14 protein-coding genes are annotated in these 16,227 nt (G+C 69.0%); 8 read left to right on the top strand and 6 right to left on the bottom strand.

The genetic code is table 11. The features are described from left to right. Positions 1 to 90: 90 nt before the first annotated feature. Positions 91 to 1,026: a homocysteine S-methyltransferase family protein gene (locus tag ABLE93_RS03880; protein ID WP_348838031.1), complete on the bottom strand. Its 936-nt coding sequence runs from the start codon at positions 1,024 to 1,026 to the stop codon at positions 91 to 93. 299 nt (positions 1,027 to 1,325) lie between these two features. Here ABLE93_RS03880 and ABLE93_RS03875 point away from each other — a divergent pair, with 299 nt between their 5' ends. The 3 genes from ABLE93_RS03875 to ABLE93_RS03865 all read left to right on the top strand — a co-directional run bounded on the left by ABLE93_RS03875 (position 1,326) and on the right by ABLE93_RS03865 (position 4,248). Continuing rightward, positions 1,326 to 2,018, top strand: coding sequence for a L,D-transpeptidase (locus ABLE93_RS03875; protein ID WP_348838030.1), 693 nt, complete (start codon positions 1,326 to 1,328; stop codon positions 2,016 to 2,018). Positions 2,019 to 2,363: 345 nt separating this feature from the next. Further along, positions 2,364 to 3,893, top strand: coding sequence for a histidine--tRNA ligase (gene hisS, locus ABLE93_RS03870; protein WP_348838028.1), 1,530 nt, complete (start codon positions 2,364 to 2,366; stop codon positions 3,891 to 3,893). After that, positions 3,862 to 4,248: a hypothetical protein gene (locus tag ABLE93_RS03865; protein ID WP_348838027.1), complete on the top strand. Its 387-nt coding sequence runs from the start codon at positions 3,862 to 3,864 to the stop codon at positions 4,246 to 4,248. The genes hisS and ABLE93_RS03865 overlap by 32 nt, the downstream gene beginning before the upstream one ends. 134 nt (positions 4,249 to 4,382) lie before the next feature. Here ABLE93_RS03865 and ABLE93_RS03860 read toward each other — a convergent pair whose 3' ends face one another. After that, positions 4,383 to 4,940 carry a GcrA family cell cycle regulator gene (locus ABLE93_RS03860; RefSeq protein WP_348838026.1) on the bottom strand — a complete coding sequence of 186 codons (558 nt, stop codon included), beginning with the start codon at positions 4,938 to 4,940 and terminating at the stop codon, positions 4,383 to 4,385. 573 nt (positions 4,941 to 5,513) lie between these two features. Between ABLE93_RS03860 and ABLE93_RS03855 the strand changes: the two genes are divergently transcribed. From ABLE93_RS03855 to ABLE93_RS03845, 3 genes are all read left to right on the top strand, one after another. Further along, positions 5,514 to 6,728 (top strand): aspartate aminotransferase family protein, encoded by a 1,215-nt coding sequence (locus tag ABLE93_RS03855; protein ID WP_510182962.1) that lies wholly within the window; start codon positions 5,514 to 5,516, stop codon positions 6,726 to 6,728. Then, positions 6,725 to 7,657 carry an ornithine carbamoyltransferase gene (argF, locus tag ABLE93_RS03850; protein WP_348838024.1) on the top strand — a complete coding sequence of 311 codons (933 nt, stop codon included), beginning with the start codon at positions 6,725 to 6,727 and terminating at the stop codon, positions 7,655 to 7,657. Before ABLE93_RS03855 ends, argF begins: the two co-directional genes overlap by 4 nt. 189 nt (positions 7,658 to 7,846) lie before the next feature. After that, a complete protein-coding gene (locus ABLE93_RS03845; RefSeq protein WP_348838023.1) occupies positions 7,847 to 8,851 on the top strand; it encodes an Hsp33 family molecular chaperone in 1,005 nt (334 codons plus the stop codon). A 231-nt stretch (positions 8,852 to 9,082) separates the two neighbouring features. Here the strand turns inward: ABLE93_RS03845 and ABLE93_RS03840 are convergent, their stop codons facing one another. Genes ABLE93_RS03840 through uraH form a run of 3 tightly spaced genes read right to left on the bottom strand, consistent with a single transcriptional unit; the run spans position 9,083 to position 12,198 of the window. Then, the gene (locus ABLE93_RS03840) at positions 9,083 to 10,363 is read right to left on the bottom strand and encodes an allantoate amidohydrolase (protein ID WP_348838021.1); all 1,281 of its coding nucleotides are present in this window, start codon (positions 10,361 to 10,363) and stop codon (positions 9,083 to 9,085) included. A 5-nt stretch (positions 10,364 to 10,368) separates the two neighbouring features. Next, the gene (gene puuE / locus ABLE93_RS03835) at positions 10,369 to 11,844 is read right to left on the bottom strand and encodes an allantoinase PuuE (protein ID WP_348838020.1); all 1,476 of its coding nucleotides are present in this window, start codon (positions 11,842 to 11,844) and stop codon (positions 10,369 to 10,371) included. A gap of 3 nt (positions 11,845 to 11,847) precedes the next feature. After that, positions 11,848 to 12,198: a hydroxyisourate hydrolase gene (gene uraH / locus ABLE93_RS03830; RefSeq protein ID WP_348838019.1), complete on the bottom strand. Its 351-nt coding sequence runs from the start codon at positions 12,196 to 12,198 to the stop codon at positions 11,848 to 11,850. A gap of 261 nt (positions 12,199 to 12,459) precedes the next feature. Here uraH and ABLE93_RS03825 point away from each other — a divergent pair, with 261 nt between their 5' ends. Beyond that, complete coding sequence (locus ABLE93_RS03825; RefSeq protein ID WP_348838017.1) at positions 12,460 to 13,851, top strand: nucleobase:cation symporter-2 family protein; 1,392 nt, start codon at positions 12,460 to 12,462, stop codon at positions 13,849 to 13,851. A 52-nt stretch (positions 13,852 to 13,903) separates the two neighbouring features. On the opposite strand, the gene ABLE93_RS03820 is transcribed toward ABLE93_RS03825, so the two are convergent. Beyond that, positions 13,904 to 14,830: a LysR family transcriptional regulator gene (locus ABLE93_RS03820; protein WP_348838016.1), complete on the bottom strand. Its 927-nt coding sequence runs from the start codon at positions 14,828 to 14,830 to the stop codon at positions 13,904 to 13,906. Positions 14,831 to 14,996: 166 nt separating this feature from the next. Here ABLE93_RS03820 and ABLE93_RS03815 point away from each other — a divergent pair, with 166 nt between their 5' ends. Then, complete coding sequence (locus ABLE93_RS03815; protein ID WP_348838015.1) at positions 14,997 to 16,220, top strand: urate hydroxylase PuuD; 1,224 nt, start codon at positions 14,997 to 14,999, stop codon at positions 16,218 to 16,220. Positions 16,221 to 16,227 lie beyond the last annotated feature (7 nt).

Here is a 16,227-nt window from a genome sequence, read left to right as displayed (position 1 = left end):
CCACCCTCTTCCCAGCACGCGCAGAATGCATAGGCGGCAGTGAATGATGATTGAAGAGAAAAATGGAAGGTGCCGCTGGTGCGTCGGGTGTCAGGCGGCCTCCGCCTTCAGGTGCCGGGCGAGGGCGCGGATATGCGCGTCGGAGGTCCCGCAGCAGCCGCCGAACAGGCGCAGCCCATGGCCGCGCAGGGACACCATGGCGCGGGCGAAATCCTCCGGCGGGTCGGACACCAGGTGATCGAGGTGGTCGAGCTCGGCGGCGGCGAGGTCCGCAGCGTTGGCCTTCACCCCGGCGATGCGCGCATTCGGCGGCATCGCGCCGGCCTGGGCCACCGCGTCCACCCGCGCGGGATGCACGCATCCGAGGAGGAAATGGAGCGGCCGCGGCGCCACTGAGGCGTCGATGTGCGCCACCGCTGCCGCGAGGGGCGTGCCGTCCGGCATGACCCCGGCCGCATCCACCACGGGGGCGAGGGCATAGGGCCGGCCGGTGGCGGCGGCGGCGCGGGCGACGCCCTCCAATTCCCCGGCGCTGGCGAAAGTGGGTGCGTAGAGGAGGTCGACGCCGAGGTCGGCCAAAACCTGCGCCTGGGCGGCGTGGTAGCGGGCGGCCTCCGCCGCGTCCGGCGCGCCGGCCGGGTCGTAGCCGTCCCGGCGTGGGCCGATGACGCCGGCGATGCGCACGCTTGCTTCCAGGGCCAGCTCCCGCCGCAGGCCGGAGAGGAGATCGAAGGCGGCGCCGTTGACCCGGGCGAGATCCTCCGGCGCGTCGAAGCCCTGCCGCGCAAGCCCCTCCGGGTGGGCGCGCCAGGTGGGGGTGCCCACCTGCATGGCGAGGCCGCTCTCGGCCGCGACCGACATGTAGCCGCGATAGATGGCCTCCAGCGCCGCGCGCCCCTCCGGGGTGAAGAGATGGACGAAGGCGGCAAAGTCCGGCGTCGGCAGGCGGAATTCGTAGATCAGGCGCGTCTCGATCGCGCCGTCGGCAAGGACGGGGCCGGACACGGGCAGCGCGGTGGGGGCCATGGACCGCTCTCCGATGGCTGGGCGGGGCGAGGGCGATGCTACACGAAGCCGCGGCTCCGGGGGCGCGAAGGCCTGTCGCGCCTTGAATTCACGATTTCGCGATGTCGATCCGTGGAATGGTGTGGCGCCGGCGCCACCCCGCACTGCACCATGAGTGGTAGAGGATGGCCGTCGACGGGCGCCGTTAACCTTAACGCCACCTGATCGCGCTTCAATGAGTTGCACTGCGACGTGAAACCGTCGCGCGGCGCCACGCGTTGTCGTGGGTCGAGAGATTGTTCGTATCGAGTGGACGCAGCATGGCCCCCTTGTTCCCGAAAATGTTCGGTAAGCTCCGCCGCACGGTTGAGGTCAGCGATGCGCCCGTGTTGGCGCGCCGCGCGTTCGTCATCGGCGCGCCGCTGGCGCTGGCCGCCTGCGTGACCAGTCCGCCTCCCGCGCCCATGAGCCGCGCGGCCTTGATGTACGGCCCGGTGGATGGCGAGCCCTTCCCGGTGGATCAGGTGGACCTCTCCGAGGTGGATCCCATCTACCTGCGTCAGGAAGTGCCGGCCCCGGCGGGATACGCCCCGGGCACGATCCTCGTCGATATCGACGACCGCTTCCTCTACCTCATCGGCCGCGACGGGACCGCCATCCGCTACGGCGTGGGCGTCGGCAAACAGGGCTATTCGTTCAAGGGCTGGGCGACAGTGAAGCGCAAGGAGAAGTGGCCGCACTGGACCCCCACCGCCAACATGGTGAAGCTGCAGCCCGCCCGATATGGACCCTATGCCAGCGGCCTGCCCGGCGGCGAGACCAATCCGCTCGGCCCACGCGCTCTCTATCTCTACGACGGCGACCGCGACACCCTGTTCCGCATCCACGGCACCATCGAGCCCTGGAGCATCGGCCAGCAGGTGTCGTCCGGCTGCATCCGTCTGCTCAACCAGGACATCATCGACCTCTACGAGCGCGTGCCGCTCGGCACCCGCGTCTTCGTGCGCGGCTGATCGGCAAATGCTGCGGGCCGTTGGCCCCTACCGGCGCGGCGTGCCCTCACGCCTGTCGGCTGCCGGTCTGCGATCGGCAGCGCCCGCGCTGCGCCTCTGGCGCCCTGATCGCGGCGCGGGCCAAGACGGCGCAGCTGGGGTCAGGTGGAGACCCCGTGACCTCGCCGCCATCTCGGAACTGCCCTGATCGTGCGCCGTGGCGGACGCCTGCGCGCAGTGTCCAAGGTCTGCCTTGGGACCCCGACCGGAAGGCCTCCCTGCTTGAATGCGGCGCCTTGCCGGGGCGCGCCCCGTCCTCTAAGACGCGGCCTCGTTTCCGAAATCCCTAAGCGGTTTTATCGTACCATGGCGAAAGACTTCAAGCCGAAGGCGCGGCTACCCCGCGGCCTCGTCGACCGCACCGGCGCGGAGCTGTCCGCCACCCGCGCCATGCTGGAGAAGATCCGCGCCGTCTATGAGCTTTACGGGTTCGAGGCGCTGGAAACCCCGGCCATTGAATATACCGACGCGCTCGGCAAGTTCCTGCCAGATCTCGACCGGCCCAACGAGGGCGTCTTCTCCTTCCAGGACGACGACGAGCAGTGGCTGTCGCTGCGCTACGACCTGACCGCGCCGCTCGCCCGCTACGTGGCCGAGCATTTCGACGCGCTGCCCAAGCCCTACCGCTCGTGGCGGGCCGGCTACGTCTATCGCAACGAGAAGCCCGGCCCCGGCCGCTTCCGCCAGTTCATGCAGTTCGATGCCGACACGGTGGGCGCCCCCTCGGTCGCCGCCGACGCCGAGATCTGCATGATGGCCGCCGACACGCTGGAGGCGGTGGGCGTGCCGCGCGGCGCCTATGTGGTGAAGGTGAACAACCGCAAGGTGCTCGACGGCGTGATGGAGGCCATCGGCCTCGGCGGGGACGACAATGTCGGCCGCAGGCTCACAGTGCTGCGCGCCATCGACAAGTTCGACAAGTTCGGCACCGAGGGCGTTGCCCTCCTGCTCGGTCCCGGCCGCAAGGACGAGAGCGGCGACTTCACCAAGGGCGCGGGCCTCGATCCGCGGCAGAGCGCGGTGGTCCTCGCCATGCTCACCGGCAAGGGCGTCACAGCCGATGCCGACGGCGTGAAGGTTGAACTGGATGGCGACGTGAAGCTTGCTGCGGCGCTTGCCTCCAACGCGGCCTTCCTCGAAGGCATGACCGAGCTGAACGACATGCGCGTCCTGCTCGCCGCCGCGGGCTATCAGGACCGGGTCAAGATCGACCCGAGCGTGGTGCGCGGCCTCGAATATTACACCGGTCCTGTCTATGAGGCCGAACTGACCTTCGAGATCAAGGATGAGGACGGGCGCCCGGTGCGCTTCGGCTCGGTGGCCGGGGGCGGGCGCTACGACGGTCTCGTCGCCCGCTTCCGCGGCGAGAAGGTGCCGGCCACCGGATTCTCCATCGGCGTGTCGCGCCTGCTGGCGGCGCTCGCCTTCCTCGGCAAGATGGAGACGTCTGCCGAGGTCGGCCCGGTGGTGGTGCTGGCCATGGACAAGGAGCCGGGCCGCATCGCCGATTACATGAAGATGGTGGCGCAGCTGCGCGCCAATGGCATCCGCGCCGAGATGTATCTCGGCGGCGCGGGCATGAAGGCGCAGATGAAATATGCCGACCGCCGCGGCGCCCCGGCGGTCATCATCCAGGGCTCCAACGAGAAGGACGCCGGCGAGGTCCAGATCAAGGACCTGGTGGAAGGCGCGAAGATCGCCGCCGGCATCGCCGACAATGCGGAATATCGCGCCGCCCGTCCCGCCCAGTTCGCGGTGAAGGAGAGCGAGATGGTCGCCGCCATCCGCGACGTGCTGGAGCGCCGTGCGGCGCCGTCTCTGGGGCTGGACGACTGAGGGCGGTGCGGTGCGCGGCGCATTGGCCCTCGCAGCGGCCGGGTTGCTGGTCGCCAGCAGCAACGCCCTTGTGGGCTGCGGCCAGGGCTGCGATGCGCCACTGACCGAGGCCGCTCTCCTGGAGCGGGGGATCGAGCTTCACGTGGAAATATGGAAATCGCGGCTCGATCGGATGGGCATTCACAGTGCCGCCGAGCTTCGCACCAGATTTCCCGATTGCTGCAAGATCTGGCAGGAGTCGGTATTCGAGAAGGATGGAAAGCGGCGTTACGTGGATATGTGGGCCGTCGAGGTTACCTATTATGACGAAGGCGCGTTGCATCGCTTCGATCGCTGCGGACATCGCCAAAATTAGGTGTGGCGGCCTGACGGCTCCGCGCGTCGTTCCCCTTGCCTGTTGATAATGCGAAAGGGGCCCGCGCGGGCCCCTTTGCATTGCATGTCGCATCCGATCCGGGGCGCCGGAGGCCTCTTCCGGCGCCTCCCGCCTCAGAGAAACGCGAGGCGGCGGTCGCGGCGGCGGTCCTGCACCGGCTGGTAGGCGATGCGGGCGTGGGTCGCGCAATAGGGCATGCCCGGATTGCTGCGGCCGCCGCAGAAATGGAAGCTGTCCGTGCCCGGCTCGCCCAGGGGCCAGCGGCAGGTGCTCTCGGTGAGCTGCATGATGGAGCAGCCCTGCGTCATGGGCACCACGTTGTCCACCGGGGCGGGGGCGGGCGCCGGTGCCTCTTCCGGCGCGTCGTCCAGCTCGGCGGCAAGTGCGGTGTTGCCGATGGTGGCGGGCCGCTGGGGCCGCGCACCCTGGCTCTCCGGCCGTCCGGCGGGACGGGCCGTCCCGGGCGGGCCGCCCGCGGGGGTGGCGGTGCCGGTGCGCGGGCGGACGGGGGCCGGCGCGGCCTTGGCCCGGCCCGACAGGCCGAGACGGTGGACCTTGCCGATGACGGCATTGCGCGTCACCTCGCCCAGCTCGCTGGCGATCTGGCTCGCGGAGAGGCCTTCGCTCCAGAGCTTCTTCAAGAGTTCGACGCGCTCGTCAGTCCAGCTCATCGCTCTTCTCCATGTGCCGCATCTTCGCATCTTCAGGGCCGCGACGGCCGGCATGGCCGGTGCCGCGGAGCGCTCGGGGCGCTGAAACGCGCCTCGTCCGGGGCCGGTCCGCCATGGGCCGGCCGTTTGCGGGGGCGGTGCCGGAACGTCACGGCATCGCACTGCCAGCCATATGCGCCCGCCGTCCGCGGGACGTTGGTCCCACAGCCGGACTCCCTCCCCGTCCCCGCTCGCGACAATGCGAGCGGATGGCCCCGGCTTTCGGTTCCTGGAGATCGTCCCGGCGTCCTTGCGCACGACATCTCGTGGCTGACGGTGATGAACCTACAATATGGCGGGTCCGCGCAACAGAGTCGGCAGAAGCGTCAAGCCGTGTTTTCCCCAGCTCCTTAAGCCGGCGTTAACGTGTCGTCCGGCGGATCGCGCGCTCGCTCCCGCATCGGTTGACCTCGCGCGCGCGATCATTAGAATCGCTGGCGTCGGGCCGCCCCGCGTGGGCGGCCTTTTTTAGTTTGTGTCGCACCTTGTTCGTGAACCCGTGCAACCTCGAGGGAAACTAGCCCTCCAGGGAGGATGAAAGTGATCACCGCCGTTCTGCCGACCTATGCGCGCATCGACCTCGAATTCGAGCGGGGAGAGGGCTGCTGGCTCGTCACGACGGACGGCCGACGTTTTCTGGACTTCACCGCCGGCATCGCGGTGAACGTGCTGGGCCACGCCCATCCCTATCTGGCCGAGGCACTGGCGGAGCAGGCGAAGAAGCTCTGGCACACCTCCAACCTGTTCCGCATCCCCGGCGGCGAAAAGCTCGCCGACCGGATGAAGGCGTCCACCTTCGCGGATACCATGTTCTTCACCAATTCGGGGGCCGAGGCCCTCGAATGCGCCATCAAGATGGCCCGCAAATACCAGTATGCGAGCGGCCATCCGCAGAAGAACCGCATCATCACCTTCGAGGGCGCCTTCCACGGCCGCACCCTGGCGACCATCGCCGCGGGCGGCAACGCCAAGTATCTGGAAGGCTTCGGCCCCGACATGCCGGGCTTCGACCAGGTGCCGTTCGGCGACCTTGCCGCCGCTCGCGCCGCGGTGACGGACGAGACGGCCGCCATCCTCGTGGAGCCGGTGCAGGGCGAGGGCGGCGTGCGCGTTCCGTCGCCGGACTTCCTCAAGGGCCTGCGCGCTTTGTGCGACGAGAAGGGCCTGCTGCTGGTGCTGGACGAGGTGCAGAGCGGGGTCGGGCGCACCGGCAAGCTCTTCGCCCACGAATGGACCGGCATCACCCCGGACATCATGGCGGTGGCCAAGGGCATCGGCGGCGGCTTCCCCATGGGCGCCTGCCTTGCCACCGAGGACGCGGCGAAGGGCATGACGCTCGGCACCCACGGCTCCACCTACGGCGGCAATCCGCTCGCCATGGCGGTGGGCAATGCGGTGCTCGACATCGTTCTGGCCGAGGGCTTCCTCGACCATGTGAACGCCATGGCGGGACGCCTCACGCAGCGCCTCGCCGAGATCCGCGACCGACACCCCTCGGTCATCGCCGAGGTGCGCGGTCAGGGCCTGCTGATGGGCCTCAAGGCCGCCGTGCCGGCGCCCGATCTCGTGACCGCGTTGCGCGCCGAGGGGCTTCTCGTGCCGGGTGCCGGGGAAAATGTGGTGCGCCTGCTGCCGCCGCTCAATGTGAGCGAGGAGGAGGTGGGCATCGCCGCGGACAAGATCGAAGCCGCCTGCCGGCGCATCGAGGCGAGCCTCGCGGCCGAGAAGGTGAAGGGGGCGGCCGAATGAGGGGGAACGGGGTGCGCCATTTTCTCGACCTGTCCGAGATCCCGGCCGGAGAGCTGCGCCGGGTTCTCGACTTCTCCAAGGAGCTGAAGGCCCGCCGCAAGGCCGGCGAAGCGGTGGAAAAGCCGCTCGCGGGCAAGACGCTGGCCATGGTGTTCGACAAGCCCTCCACCCGCACGCGCGTGTCGTTCGACCTCGCCATGCGGCAGCTGGGCGGCGAGACCATCATGCTCACCGGCCAGGAGATGCAGCTCGGCCGCGGCGAGACCATCGCCGACACGGCCCGCGTGCTGTCGCGCTTCGTCGACGCCATCATGATCCGCATCCTCGACCACGACGACCTGACGGAGCTGGCGAAATACGCCACCGTGCCGGTCATCAACGGCCTGACGCGCATCTCCCATCCCTGCCAGGTCATGGCGGACGTGATGACCTTCGAGGAGCACAAGGGCGCCATCCAGGGCCGCTCGGTCGCGTGGACGGGCGACGCCAACAACGTGCTCGCCTCCTGGGTCCACGCCGCCCACAGCTTCGATTTCTCGCTGAAGGTGGCGACGCCGAAGGAATTGTCGCCGCGGCAGGCGCTGAAGGACTTCGTCAAGCGCACCAAGGCCAAGGTGAAGTTCATGCGCGACCCAGAGGAAGCGGTGGAGGGCGTCGATTGCGTCATCACCGACACCTGGGTCTCCATGGGCGACAAGGAGGCCGAGCGCCGGCACAATCTGCTGAAGCCCTACCAGGTCAACGCCGCCCTCATGGCGCGCGCGGACAAGGAGGCCATCTTCATGCACTGCCTGCCCGCCCATCGCGGCGAGGAAGTCACCGACGAGGTGATGGATGGCCCGCAGTCGGTGGTGTTCGACGAGGCGGAGAACCGCCTGCACGCGCAAAAAGGCGTCCTCGCCTGGTGCTTCGACGCCGTCGGCGGCTGAGGATTGCGGGAGCCGCGCCGCGCTCGAGGTCACGCTTGCCCGGCGCCGGGTTGAAACCGCCCGGCGCGTGAATATCTGTGGGACGACAGATCAGCTTCGGCCGGCCGGGCGCGCAGGGGTGCGCCGGCCGCGCCATTCTGGCACCCTCGGCGACGGGCGCTCCGCCCGGTCCGCGTTCGGAGACCTTCCATGAGCGGCGAGCAATCCCGCAGCGCCAGCCGCGCCGCTTCCGAGGCGGCGCAGGACGACATCGTCACCGCCTTCCAGGTGGATGCCCTCGATCTGCGCGGGCGCACCGTGCGGCTCGGCGCCACCCTCGATGCGCTGCTGGCCCATCACACCTATCCCCCGGCGGTGAAGCGCGTGGTGGGCGAGGCGGTGACGCTGGCGGTGCTGCTCGGCTCCTCGCTGAAGTTCGACGGCCGCTTCATCCTCCAGACCCAGACCGACGGGCCGGTGGACATGGTGGTGGCCGACTTCGTCAGTCCCGACAAGATCCGCGCCTACGCCCGCTTCGATGCCGACGCGCTGGCCGAGGCCGAGAAGCGCAACGAGACCTCGCCCGCCGCTTTGCTCGGCCGCGGCCATCTCGCCATGACCATCGACCAGGGCCTCACCACCAACCGCTACCAGGGCGTTGTCGCCCTCGACGGCTCGGGGCTCGAGGCGGCGGCGCACGAATATTTCCAGCAGTCGGAGCAGATACCCACCCGTGTGCGCCTCGCCGTGGGCGAGGAGATGCAGGCCGGCGGCGCCGCCTCGACCTGGCGCGCCGGCGGGCTGCTCGCCCAGTTCCTGCCGCAGGACGCCTCCCGCGCCCGCATGGCCGACCTCTCCCCCGGCGACGCGCCCGAGGGCGTGGAACTCCACGAGGTGAACGAGGACGACGCCTGGGTGGAGGCGCGCTCCCTCGTGGGTACGGTGGAGGACGTGGAGCTGATCGACCGCGACCTCTCTTCGGAGCGGCTGCTGTACCGGCTGTTCCACGAGCGCGGGGTGCGGGTGTTCGAGCCCTCGCCCATGGCCGCCCACTGCTCCTGCTCGCGCGAGAAGGTGTCGGGCGTGCTCGCCTCCTTCAGCACGGAGGAGCGTCGCGGCATGGTGCAGGACGACGGCAAGGTCACCGTGACCTGCGAATTCTGCGGCCGGGTCTACAAATACACCGCCGAGGAGGTCGTCGGCGAAGCTTCCTGACGAGGCGGATCGCGGTTGCGACCTGAGCCGTCACGGCCGGCTCCCTCTCCCCATGGGGAGAGGGGTGGGGTGAGGGGGCGCGGCGCCATGGGCGCGGGAGCATCTTTTCGCCCCAGAACCTTTCCCCTCACCCTCACCCTCTCCCCGCGGGAGAGGGAAAGCGCCAAGGGAGAGGGAAAGCGCTGGCGCCCGAAGGCGTGTCCGGCCGAGAGGCAGCCGAGGCGCTTCGCCTCACATCTCCTGCGCGGTCTTCATCAGGAAGGCATGGAGCGCTTCGGCGGCGAGGCCGATGTCGGCGGGGGCGGCGTATTCGCGGGGGTTATGGCTGCCGTTCTGCGAGCGCACGAAAAGCATGGCCATGGGCATGACACCCCGGAACACCATGGCATCGTGCCCGGCGCCGGAGGGCAGGCGCACCACCGGCAGGCCGAGGTCGCCCACCACCTGCGCCATGCGCTCCTTGAGCACGCCGGCACAGGGAGCGGCCGGCACCTCGTGGCCGATGTCGAGGCCGGCGCGCACGCCGCGCCGCGCGGCGATCTCGTCCACAGCGGTACGGATGTCGGCGATGGCGCGAGCGCGTAGATCGTCAGAGAGGGTGCGCACGTCGAGGGAGAATTGCACCTCCCCGGGCACGACGTTCACCGCGCTGCCGGCGATGACGAGGGTGCCGACGGTGGCGACGAGGTCGCCGCCATTGGCCCGGCCGCGGGCCTCCACGGCGAGGATCATCTCGGCGGCGGCGGCCAACGCGTCGTGGCGCATGGCCATGGGCAGGGTGCCGGAATGGCCGGCCTCGCCGCGCACCCGCACATGCCCGCGCGAGGCGCCGGCGATGCCGGTGACGATGCCGAGCGGCGCGCCGGCCGCCTCCAGCACCGGTCCCTGCTCGATATGGACTTCCACATAGCCGAGCATGTCGTCCGCGTTGCGCCGGCAATCGGCGATCCGGTCGGCAGGGGCGCCGAAGGTGCGCAGCGCCTCCATGCGCGAGATGCCCTGGGCATCCACGTCCTCGAGGCAGCGCGGATCGAAGATGCCGGCCATGGCCCTGGAGGAGGAGAGGGTGGAGAGGAAGCGCACGCCCTCCTCGTCGGCGAAGGCCGCCACCTCGATGGCGAAGGGCAGGCGGATGCCCTTTTCCTTCAGCGCTTCCACCGCGGCGATGGCGGTGAGGACGCCGAGGTTGCCGTCATAGATGCCGGCGTTGCGCACCGTGTCGATGTGCGAGCCGATGAGCAGCGTTTTGGCGTTGGCCCGGTCGGCGGCGTAGCGCCCGACGATGGTGCCGGTGGCGTCCATATGCACCTGCCCGAGTCCGGCCTCGCGCATCCAGAAGGAGACCTGCGCCGCCGCCCGCTTGTGGGCGGGGGTGAGGGTGAGGCGCGTGAGTTCGCCGGGCACGTCGGTGAAGGCGGCCAGTTCCTTCAGGCGGGCGGTGATGGTGGCGCCATCGAGGGGGGCGGCGGTGGGGGCGTGGGCGGGGTGCGGCACGGGGAACACCTTGTTCACGGGCGTCAGGCCTCCGGCAGCATCTGGCCGAGCCGAAGCCGGGCGATGCGCTCGATCTGGGTGAGGGCCTCGGCCACCTCGGCCGCCGGGTCGTTGGCGAGGCGGCGCTCGAAGGCTTCGAGGATGTCGCTCTTGCTGCGGCCGCGGATGGCCATGATGAAGACGAAGCCGAACTTCGCCTTGTAGGCGTCGTTGAGGGTGGTGAAGCGCGCCTTCTCCTCCGCCGTCAGCCGGTCGAGGCCGGCGGAGGCCTGCTCGGCGGCGGAATCGGCGGTCAGGAGCTTCGCCTCGGCGAGCTTGCCGGCAAGGTCGGGGTGGGCGTGGATGACCCCCATCTGCCGCTCCACCGGGGCGGCGCGCAGCACCGCGGCCAGAGCGGCGTTGAGGCCGTCGGCGGTGTCCTCGCGCGTCGTGAGGCCCTTGTCGTAGGCGCCCTCGGCGATCCAGGGGGAATGCTCGTAGACGCCGCCGAAGCGCTCCACGAAGAGGCCGCGCGGCATGTAGGAGGGGCGATAGCCCCCCGCCGGCGGATGGGTGGCGATCCAGTGGCGGGCGATGTCCACGCGGCGGGCCACCCACACCCTCTCGTGGCTGGCCACGTAATCCAGGAAGCGGGCCAGCGCCTGCGCGCGTCCGGGCCGGCCGGCGAGGCGGGGGTGGAGGCCGACGGACATCATCTTCGGCGCGCTCTCCCCCTCGGCATAGAGCAGGTCGAAGCTGTCCTTCAGATAATCGAAGAATTCGGTGCCGTTCGAGAAGCCCGCCGCCACCGAGAAGCGCATGTCGTTGGCGTCGAGGGTGTAGGGCACCACCAGCTGCGGGCCCTTCGGCCCGTAGATCCAATAGGGCAGCTCATCGGCATAGCTGTCCGCCACGTAGAGGAAGCCGCCTTCCTCCATGGCCAGCGGCACCGTGTGCTCCGCCGAGCGGCCCTGGTAGAAGCCGAGCGGGCGCGCGCCCGTCGCCTCGGTGTGGAGGCGCACCGCCTCGTGGATGTGCTCGCGCTCGGCGTCGCGGGTGAAGTCCTTGTACTCGAGCCATTTGTAGCCGTGGGTCGCCATCTCCCAGCCGGCTTCCTGCATCGCCGCGACGGCCTCGGGGTTGCGGGCGAGGGCGGTGGCGACGCCGTAGACGGTGGCCGGCATGCCGCGGGCGGTGAACAGGCGCAGCAGGCGCCAAATGCCGACACGGGCGCCGTATTCGTAGATGGACTCCATGTTCATGTGCCGCTGGCGCGGCCAGGGCTGGGCGCCGACGATCTCGGAGAGAAAGGCCTCCGAGGCGTTGTCGCCATGCAGGATCGAATTCTCGCCGCCCTCCTCGTAATTCACCACGAACTGCACCGCGATCCTCGCCTCGCCGGGCCAGTGGGGATGCGGCGGGGTGCGGCCGTAGCCCACGAGGTCGCGGGGGTAGGGCTTGCCGGTGACGGGATCGGTGGGAATGCCGGAATTGTCGCGGCCGGTGAACGGGGCGGGCATGGCTCAGGAGCCCCGGTAGGTGGAATAGCTCCACGGGGAGCACAGCAGCGGCACGTGATAGTGCCCCTCGGCGAGGGTGACGCGCAGCGGCACCTGATCGAGGAAGGGCGGGTCGGCCACCGGCGCGCCGGTGCGGCGGAAATGCGCGCCGATGTGGAAGACGAGCTCATAGGTGCCCGGGATGAATGTCTCGCCCGCCAGAAGCGGTTCGTCGGTGCGGCCGTCCGCATTGGTGCGCCGCTCGGTGACGAGGCTGCGGCCGCCGTCCGCGCCGATCCGATACAGCTCCACCGCGATATCGACCGCCGGGCCGCCCGATACCGTATCGAGCACATGAGTGGACAGACGCCCCATCGCTTCCTCGCGCATCCCGCGGGCACATGCTCCGCTGCGGCACAGCATACCCCGGCCACGGCTGATCCATTTTCCGATTTAATCGGAAGATATTCCGATTAACCAACATATTCCCCGTGACACGGAATTGATCTCTGATTGGGCATGCCGACGCGATGAGCAATTGCCGCTTCGGTCTCGCGGCGGAGATATCCGCTGCCAAGAATCCTTCCCAAAGATCGTTGAACGCCCTCCGCCTCTCGTTCCTTCCTGGGGGACCCTATGTCACAAGCCGTTCATCCCGTAGACGAAATCCTCCCCGCACCAAAACTCGCCGTCCTCGGCCTCCAGCACGTGCTGGTCATGTATGCGGGCGCCGTGGCGGTGCCCCTCATCATCGGGCGGGCGCTGAAGCTGCCGCCCGAGGACATCGCCTTCCTCATCTCCGCCGATCTCTTCGCCTGCGGCCTCGCGACCCTTGCCCAGTCCCTCGGCTTCTTCGGCGTCGGCATCCGCCTGCCGGTGATGATGGGCGTCACCTTCGCCTCCGTCGGCCCTATGCTCTCCATGGCGGCGAGCCCGGAGATCGGGCTTCTCGGCATCTACGGATCGGTCATCGCGGCGGGCATCTTTGGCATCGTGGTGGCGCCGTTCGTCTCGCGCCTCCTGCCGCTGTTCCCCCCGGTGGTGACGGGCACCATCATCCTCATCATCGGCATCTCCCTGATGCGGGTGGGCATCAACTGGGCCGGCGGCGGCATCCCCTTCTTCACTCAGACCATAGACGGCAAGTTGGTGCAGGTGGCCAACCCCAATTACGGCCAGCTCCAGGGCCTCGGCATCTCCCTGTTCGTGATGCTGGTGATCCTCGCCCTCATCAAGTGGGGCAAGGGCTTCCTCGCCAACGTGGCGGTGCTGCTCGGCATCATCGCCGGCGCGGTGCTCGCCACCACGCTCGGCATCATGCATTTCGAGAAGGTGGCGGCGGCGCCGTGGGTGGACGTGATCCTGCCGTTCCACTTCGGCATGCCCACCTTCCACCTCGTGCCCATCGTGACCATGTGCATCGTGATGATCGTGGTGATGATCGAATCGGTGGGCATGTTCCTCGCCCTCTCCGACATCACCGGCAAGCCGGTGGACCAGGCGGCGCTCACCCGGGGCCTGCGGGCCGACGGCGTCGGCACCTTTCTCGGCGGCATCTTCAACACCTTCCCCTACACCTCCTTCTCCCAGAACGTCGGCCTCGTCGGCGTCACCGGCGTGCGCTCGCGCTGGGTGACGGTGACGGGCGGTGCCATCATGCTTGGCCTCGGCCTCCTGCCGAAGATGGCGGCGCTGGTGGAGGCGGTGCCCCAGGTGGTGCTCGGCGGCGCGGGCCTCGTCATGTTCGGCATGGTGGCGGCCACCGGCGCGCGCATCCTCACCGGCGTGGACTTCAAGACCAACCGCTTCAACCTGTTCATCGTCGCGGTCTCGGTCGGCTTCGGCATGATCCCGCTGGTGTCGCCCAACTTCTTCAAGGCGCTGCCGCACGAGCTGCATCCCCTGCTGGAGAGCGGAATCCTGCTGTGCGCCATCGTGGCGGTGCTGCTCAATGTCTTCTTCAACGGCGTGAAGGGCACCTCCACCGAGGAGATCGTCGCGGCCGCCAAGCAGGCCGAGGCGCACTGAACCGGTCAGGGCCGGAGCGGAGAGGGGAGCGGCGGCGCAGGTGCCGTCCGGCTCATGCGGTCAGCCGCTCCCCGATCTTCCCGAGTTCCTGGGCGATGTAGCGCCGGCCCTGGTCCACCAGCATGTCGGCGAAGGCCTTCACCTTGAGCGGCACAAGTTGGCGGGCGGGATAGAGCACCGCCAGCGTCGCCGGCTTGGGCGGATGGGTTTCCAGCACCGGCACGAGGCGCCCATCGGCGAGCGCCTCGGCCACCTCGAAGCGCGGCTTCACCACGATGCCCCGCCCTTCGAGGGCCCAAACCGTGAGCACGTCGCCGTCGTCCGCCTCCAGATGGCCGGTGACAGGGACGGCGAGATCGCGACCTTCATCCGTGAGCATCCAGCGGAGTTCCCGCAGACTCGCGAAGCGCAGGAGCAGGCATTGATGGGCGAGCAGATCCTGCGGCCGGCGCGGCGTGCCGGCGCGATCCAGATAGGCAGGCGCCGCGCACAATATCCGCTCGACCTGCACCACCTTGCGCATGATCATGCTGGAATCCTCGAAGGTGGCGAGCCGCAGCGCCACGTCGATGGATTCGGCGATAAGGTCGAGGGTATGTTCGGAGAGGCGCAGGCGCACGTCGATCTCCGGGTGCGCGTCCTGGTAGCGGGCCGCCACCTGGGCCACCAGCCGGCGGCCGAGGTGCAGCGGCGCGGTCACGCGCAGCGCGCCGCGCGGCAGGGCGCCCAGCTCGGAGACGTTGCTCTCCGCCGCCTCGATCAGGCGCAGGGCCTCGGTGATCGCCTCGTAATAGACCCGCCCCTGCTCGGTCAGGCTCATGCGGCGGGTGGTGCGGTTGAACAGGCGGCAGCCGAGGTGCTTCTCCAGCATCTGGATGCGGTGGCTCACCACGTTGGCGGAGAGGTGGAGGCGCCGGCCCGCCTCCGAGAAGCTCTCGCTCTCCACCGAGGCGACGAAGGCCTTCATATTCTCCAGCACGGCGCCGCACTCCCCGACCCAACCTCAGCGAACGATACGCAAGCGGGCGGGCAGAACCAATGCCGTTTCGCCCGGCGCTTGTCGGGCGCTCCCCTCGCCGCGGCGGCACCCGTTGCCGCGCCCCCATCCCGTCACGCCCACACCCTTTGCCCAAGGCTGAACTGACATGGAACCAATCATCCACGAGTGGGGCAGCCTGCTGCTGCGATGGACGCACATCATCGCCGGCATGGCCTGGATCGGCTCGTCCTTCTACTTCATGCACCTCGACGCCAGCCTGAAGGCGACCCCAGACATTCCCGCCGGCAAGGGCGGCGAGGCGTGGGAAGTGCATGGCGGCGGATTTTACCAGGTGAAGAAGTATCTCGTGGCGCCGGCCTTCCTGCCCGAAGAGCTCGGCTGGCACAAATGGCAGTCCTACGCCACCTGGATCACCGGCTTCTTCCTGCTGATCTGGATCTATTACTACCAGTCCTCGCTCTATCTCATCGATCCGGCGGTCATGGACCTCAAGCCCATCGCCGCCTTCGCCATCGGCATGGGCGGACTGGCGCTGGGGTGGATCGCCTACGACCAATTGTGCCGCTCGAAGCTCGGCGACAATCCGGTGGCGGTGGGCGCCATCGTGTTCGCCGGCGTGGTGTTCGCGGCCTATCTGTTCCAGCAGGTGTTCTCGCCGCGGGCCGCCTTCATCCACACCGGGGCGCTGATGGCCACCATCATGAGCGGCAACGTCTTCTTCGTCATCATCCCCAACCAGCACAAGGTGGTGGCGGCGCTGAAGGCGGGCGAGGTGCCGGACCCGTATTACGGCAAGACGGCCAAGCTGCGCTCCTCGCACAACAACTACTTCACCCTGCCCGTCGTCTTCCTGATGATCTCCAACCACTATCCGCTGACCTATTCGACGCCCTATGCCTACGTCATCGTCGCGCTTGCCCTCGTCGCCGGCACGGTGATCCGCTACTTCTACAACGAGCGGCACGCGGGACGCGGCGACAAGGCGTGGTGCTGGCTGGTGGCGGCGCTGTGCCTGGTCATCGGCATCTTCCTGTCGGCGACCACCACCCCCATGGGCCGCGCCGCGCTGGGCTGGCCGCCGCTGGTGACGCCGGCCTTCGCCCGCAGCGGGCCGCCGGTGGACGTGCCGGTGGACATCCAGAACATCGTCATGGGCCGCTGCTCCATGTGCCATGCCGCCGAGCCGGTGTACGAAGGCTTCGCGATGGCGCCCAAGGGCATCCTGCTCGACACGCCGGAGGCCATCCACAAGAACCGCCGTCTGATCCTGGTGCAGGCCGGCCTTACCCATGCCATGCCACCCAACAACATCACCGAGCTGTCCGCCGAGGACCGCGCCATGCTGAAGGAATGGGCCTCCGGCAAATAGTCCCGGC

The sequence above is a fragment of the Xanthobacter pollutisoli genome (genome assembly GCF_040044995.1).
Lineage (GTDB): Bacteria > Pseudomonadota > Alphaproteobacteria > Rhizobiales > Xanthobacteraceae > Xanthobacter.
The sequence above is the reverse complement of the archived record's forward strand: the minus strand, read 5'-3'. Positions and strand labels throughout refer to the sequence as shown.

Coding starts and splice junctions, on each gene's coding strand:
- ABLE93_RS03880 (WP_348838031.1), bottom strand. CDS start 1,026: ATGGCCCCCACCGCGCTGCCCGTGTCCGGCCCCGTCCTTGCCGACGGC.
- ABLE93_RS03875 (WP_348838030.1), top strand. CDS start 1,326: ATGGCCCCCTTGTTCCCGAAAATGTTCGGTAAGCTCCGCCGCACGGTT.
- hisS (WP_348838028.1), top strand. CDS start 2,364: ATGGCGAAAGACTTCAAGCCGAAGGCGCGGCTACCCCGCGGCCTCGTC.
- ABLE93_RS03860 (WP_348838026.1), bottom strand. CDS start 4,940: ATGAGCTGGACTGACGAGCGCGTCGAACTCTTGAAGAAGCTCTGGAGC.
- ABLE93_RS03855 (WP_510182962.1), top strand. CDS start 5,514: ATGAAAGTGATCACCGCCGTTCTGCCGACCTATGCGCGCATCGACCTC.
- argF (WP_348838024.1), top strand. CDS start 6,725: ATGAGGGGGAACGGGGTGCGCCATTTTCTCGACCTGTCCGAGATCCCG.
- ABLE93_RS03845 (WP_348838023.1), top strand. CDS start 7,847: ATGAGCGGCGAGCAATCCCGCAGCGCCAGCCGCGCCGCTTCCGAGGCG.
- puuE (WP_348838020.1), bottom strand. CDS start 11,844: ATGCCCGCCCCGTTCACCGGCCGCGACAATTCCGGCATTCCCACCGAT.
- uraH (WP_348838019.1), bottom strand. CDS start 12,198: ATGGGGCGTCTGTCCACTCATGTGCTCGATACGGTATCGGGCGGCCCG.
- ABLE93_RS03825 (WP_348838017.1), top strand. CDS start 12,460: ATGTCACAAGCCGTTCATCCCGTAGACGAAATCCTCCCCGCACCAAAA.
- ABLE93_RS03815 (WP_348838015.1), top strand. CDS start 14,997: ATGGAACCAATCATCCACGAGTGGGGCAGCCTGCTGCTGCGATGGACG.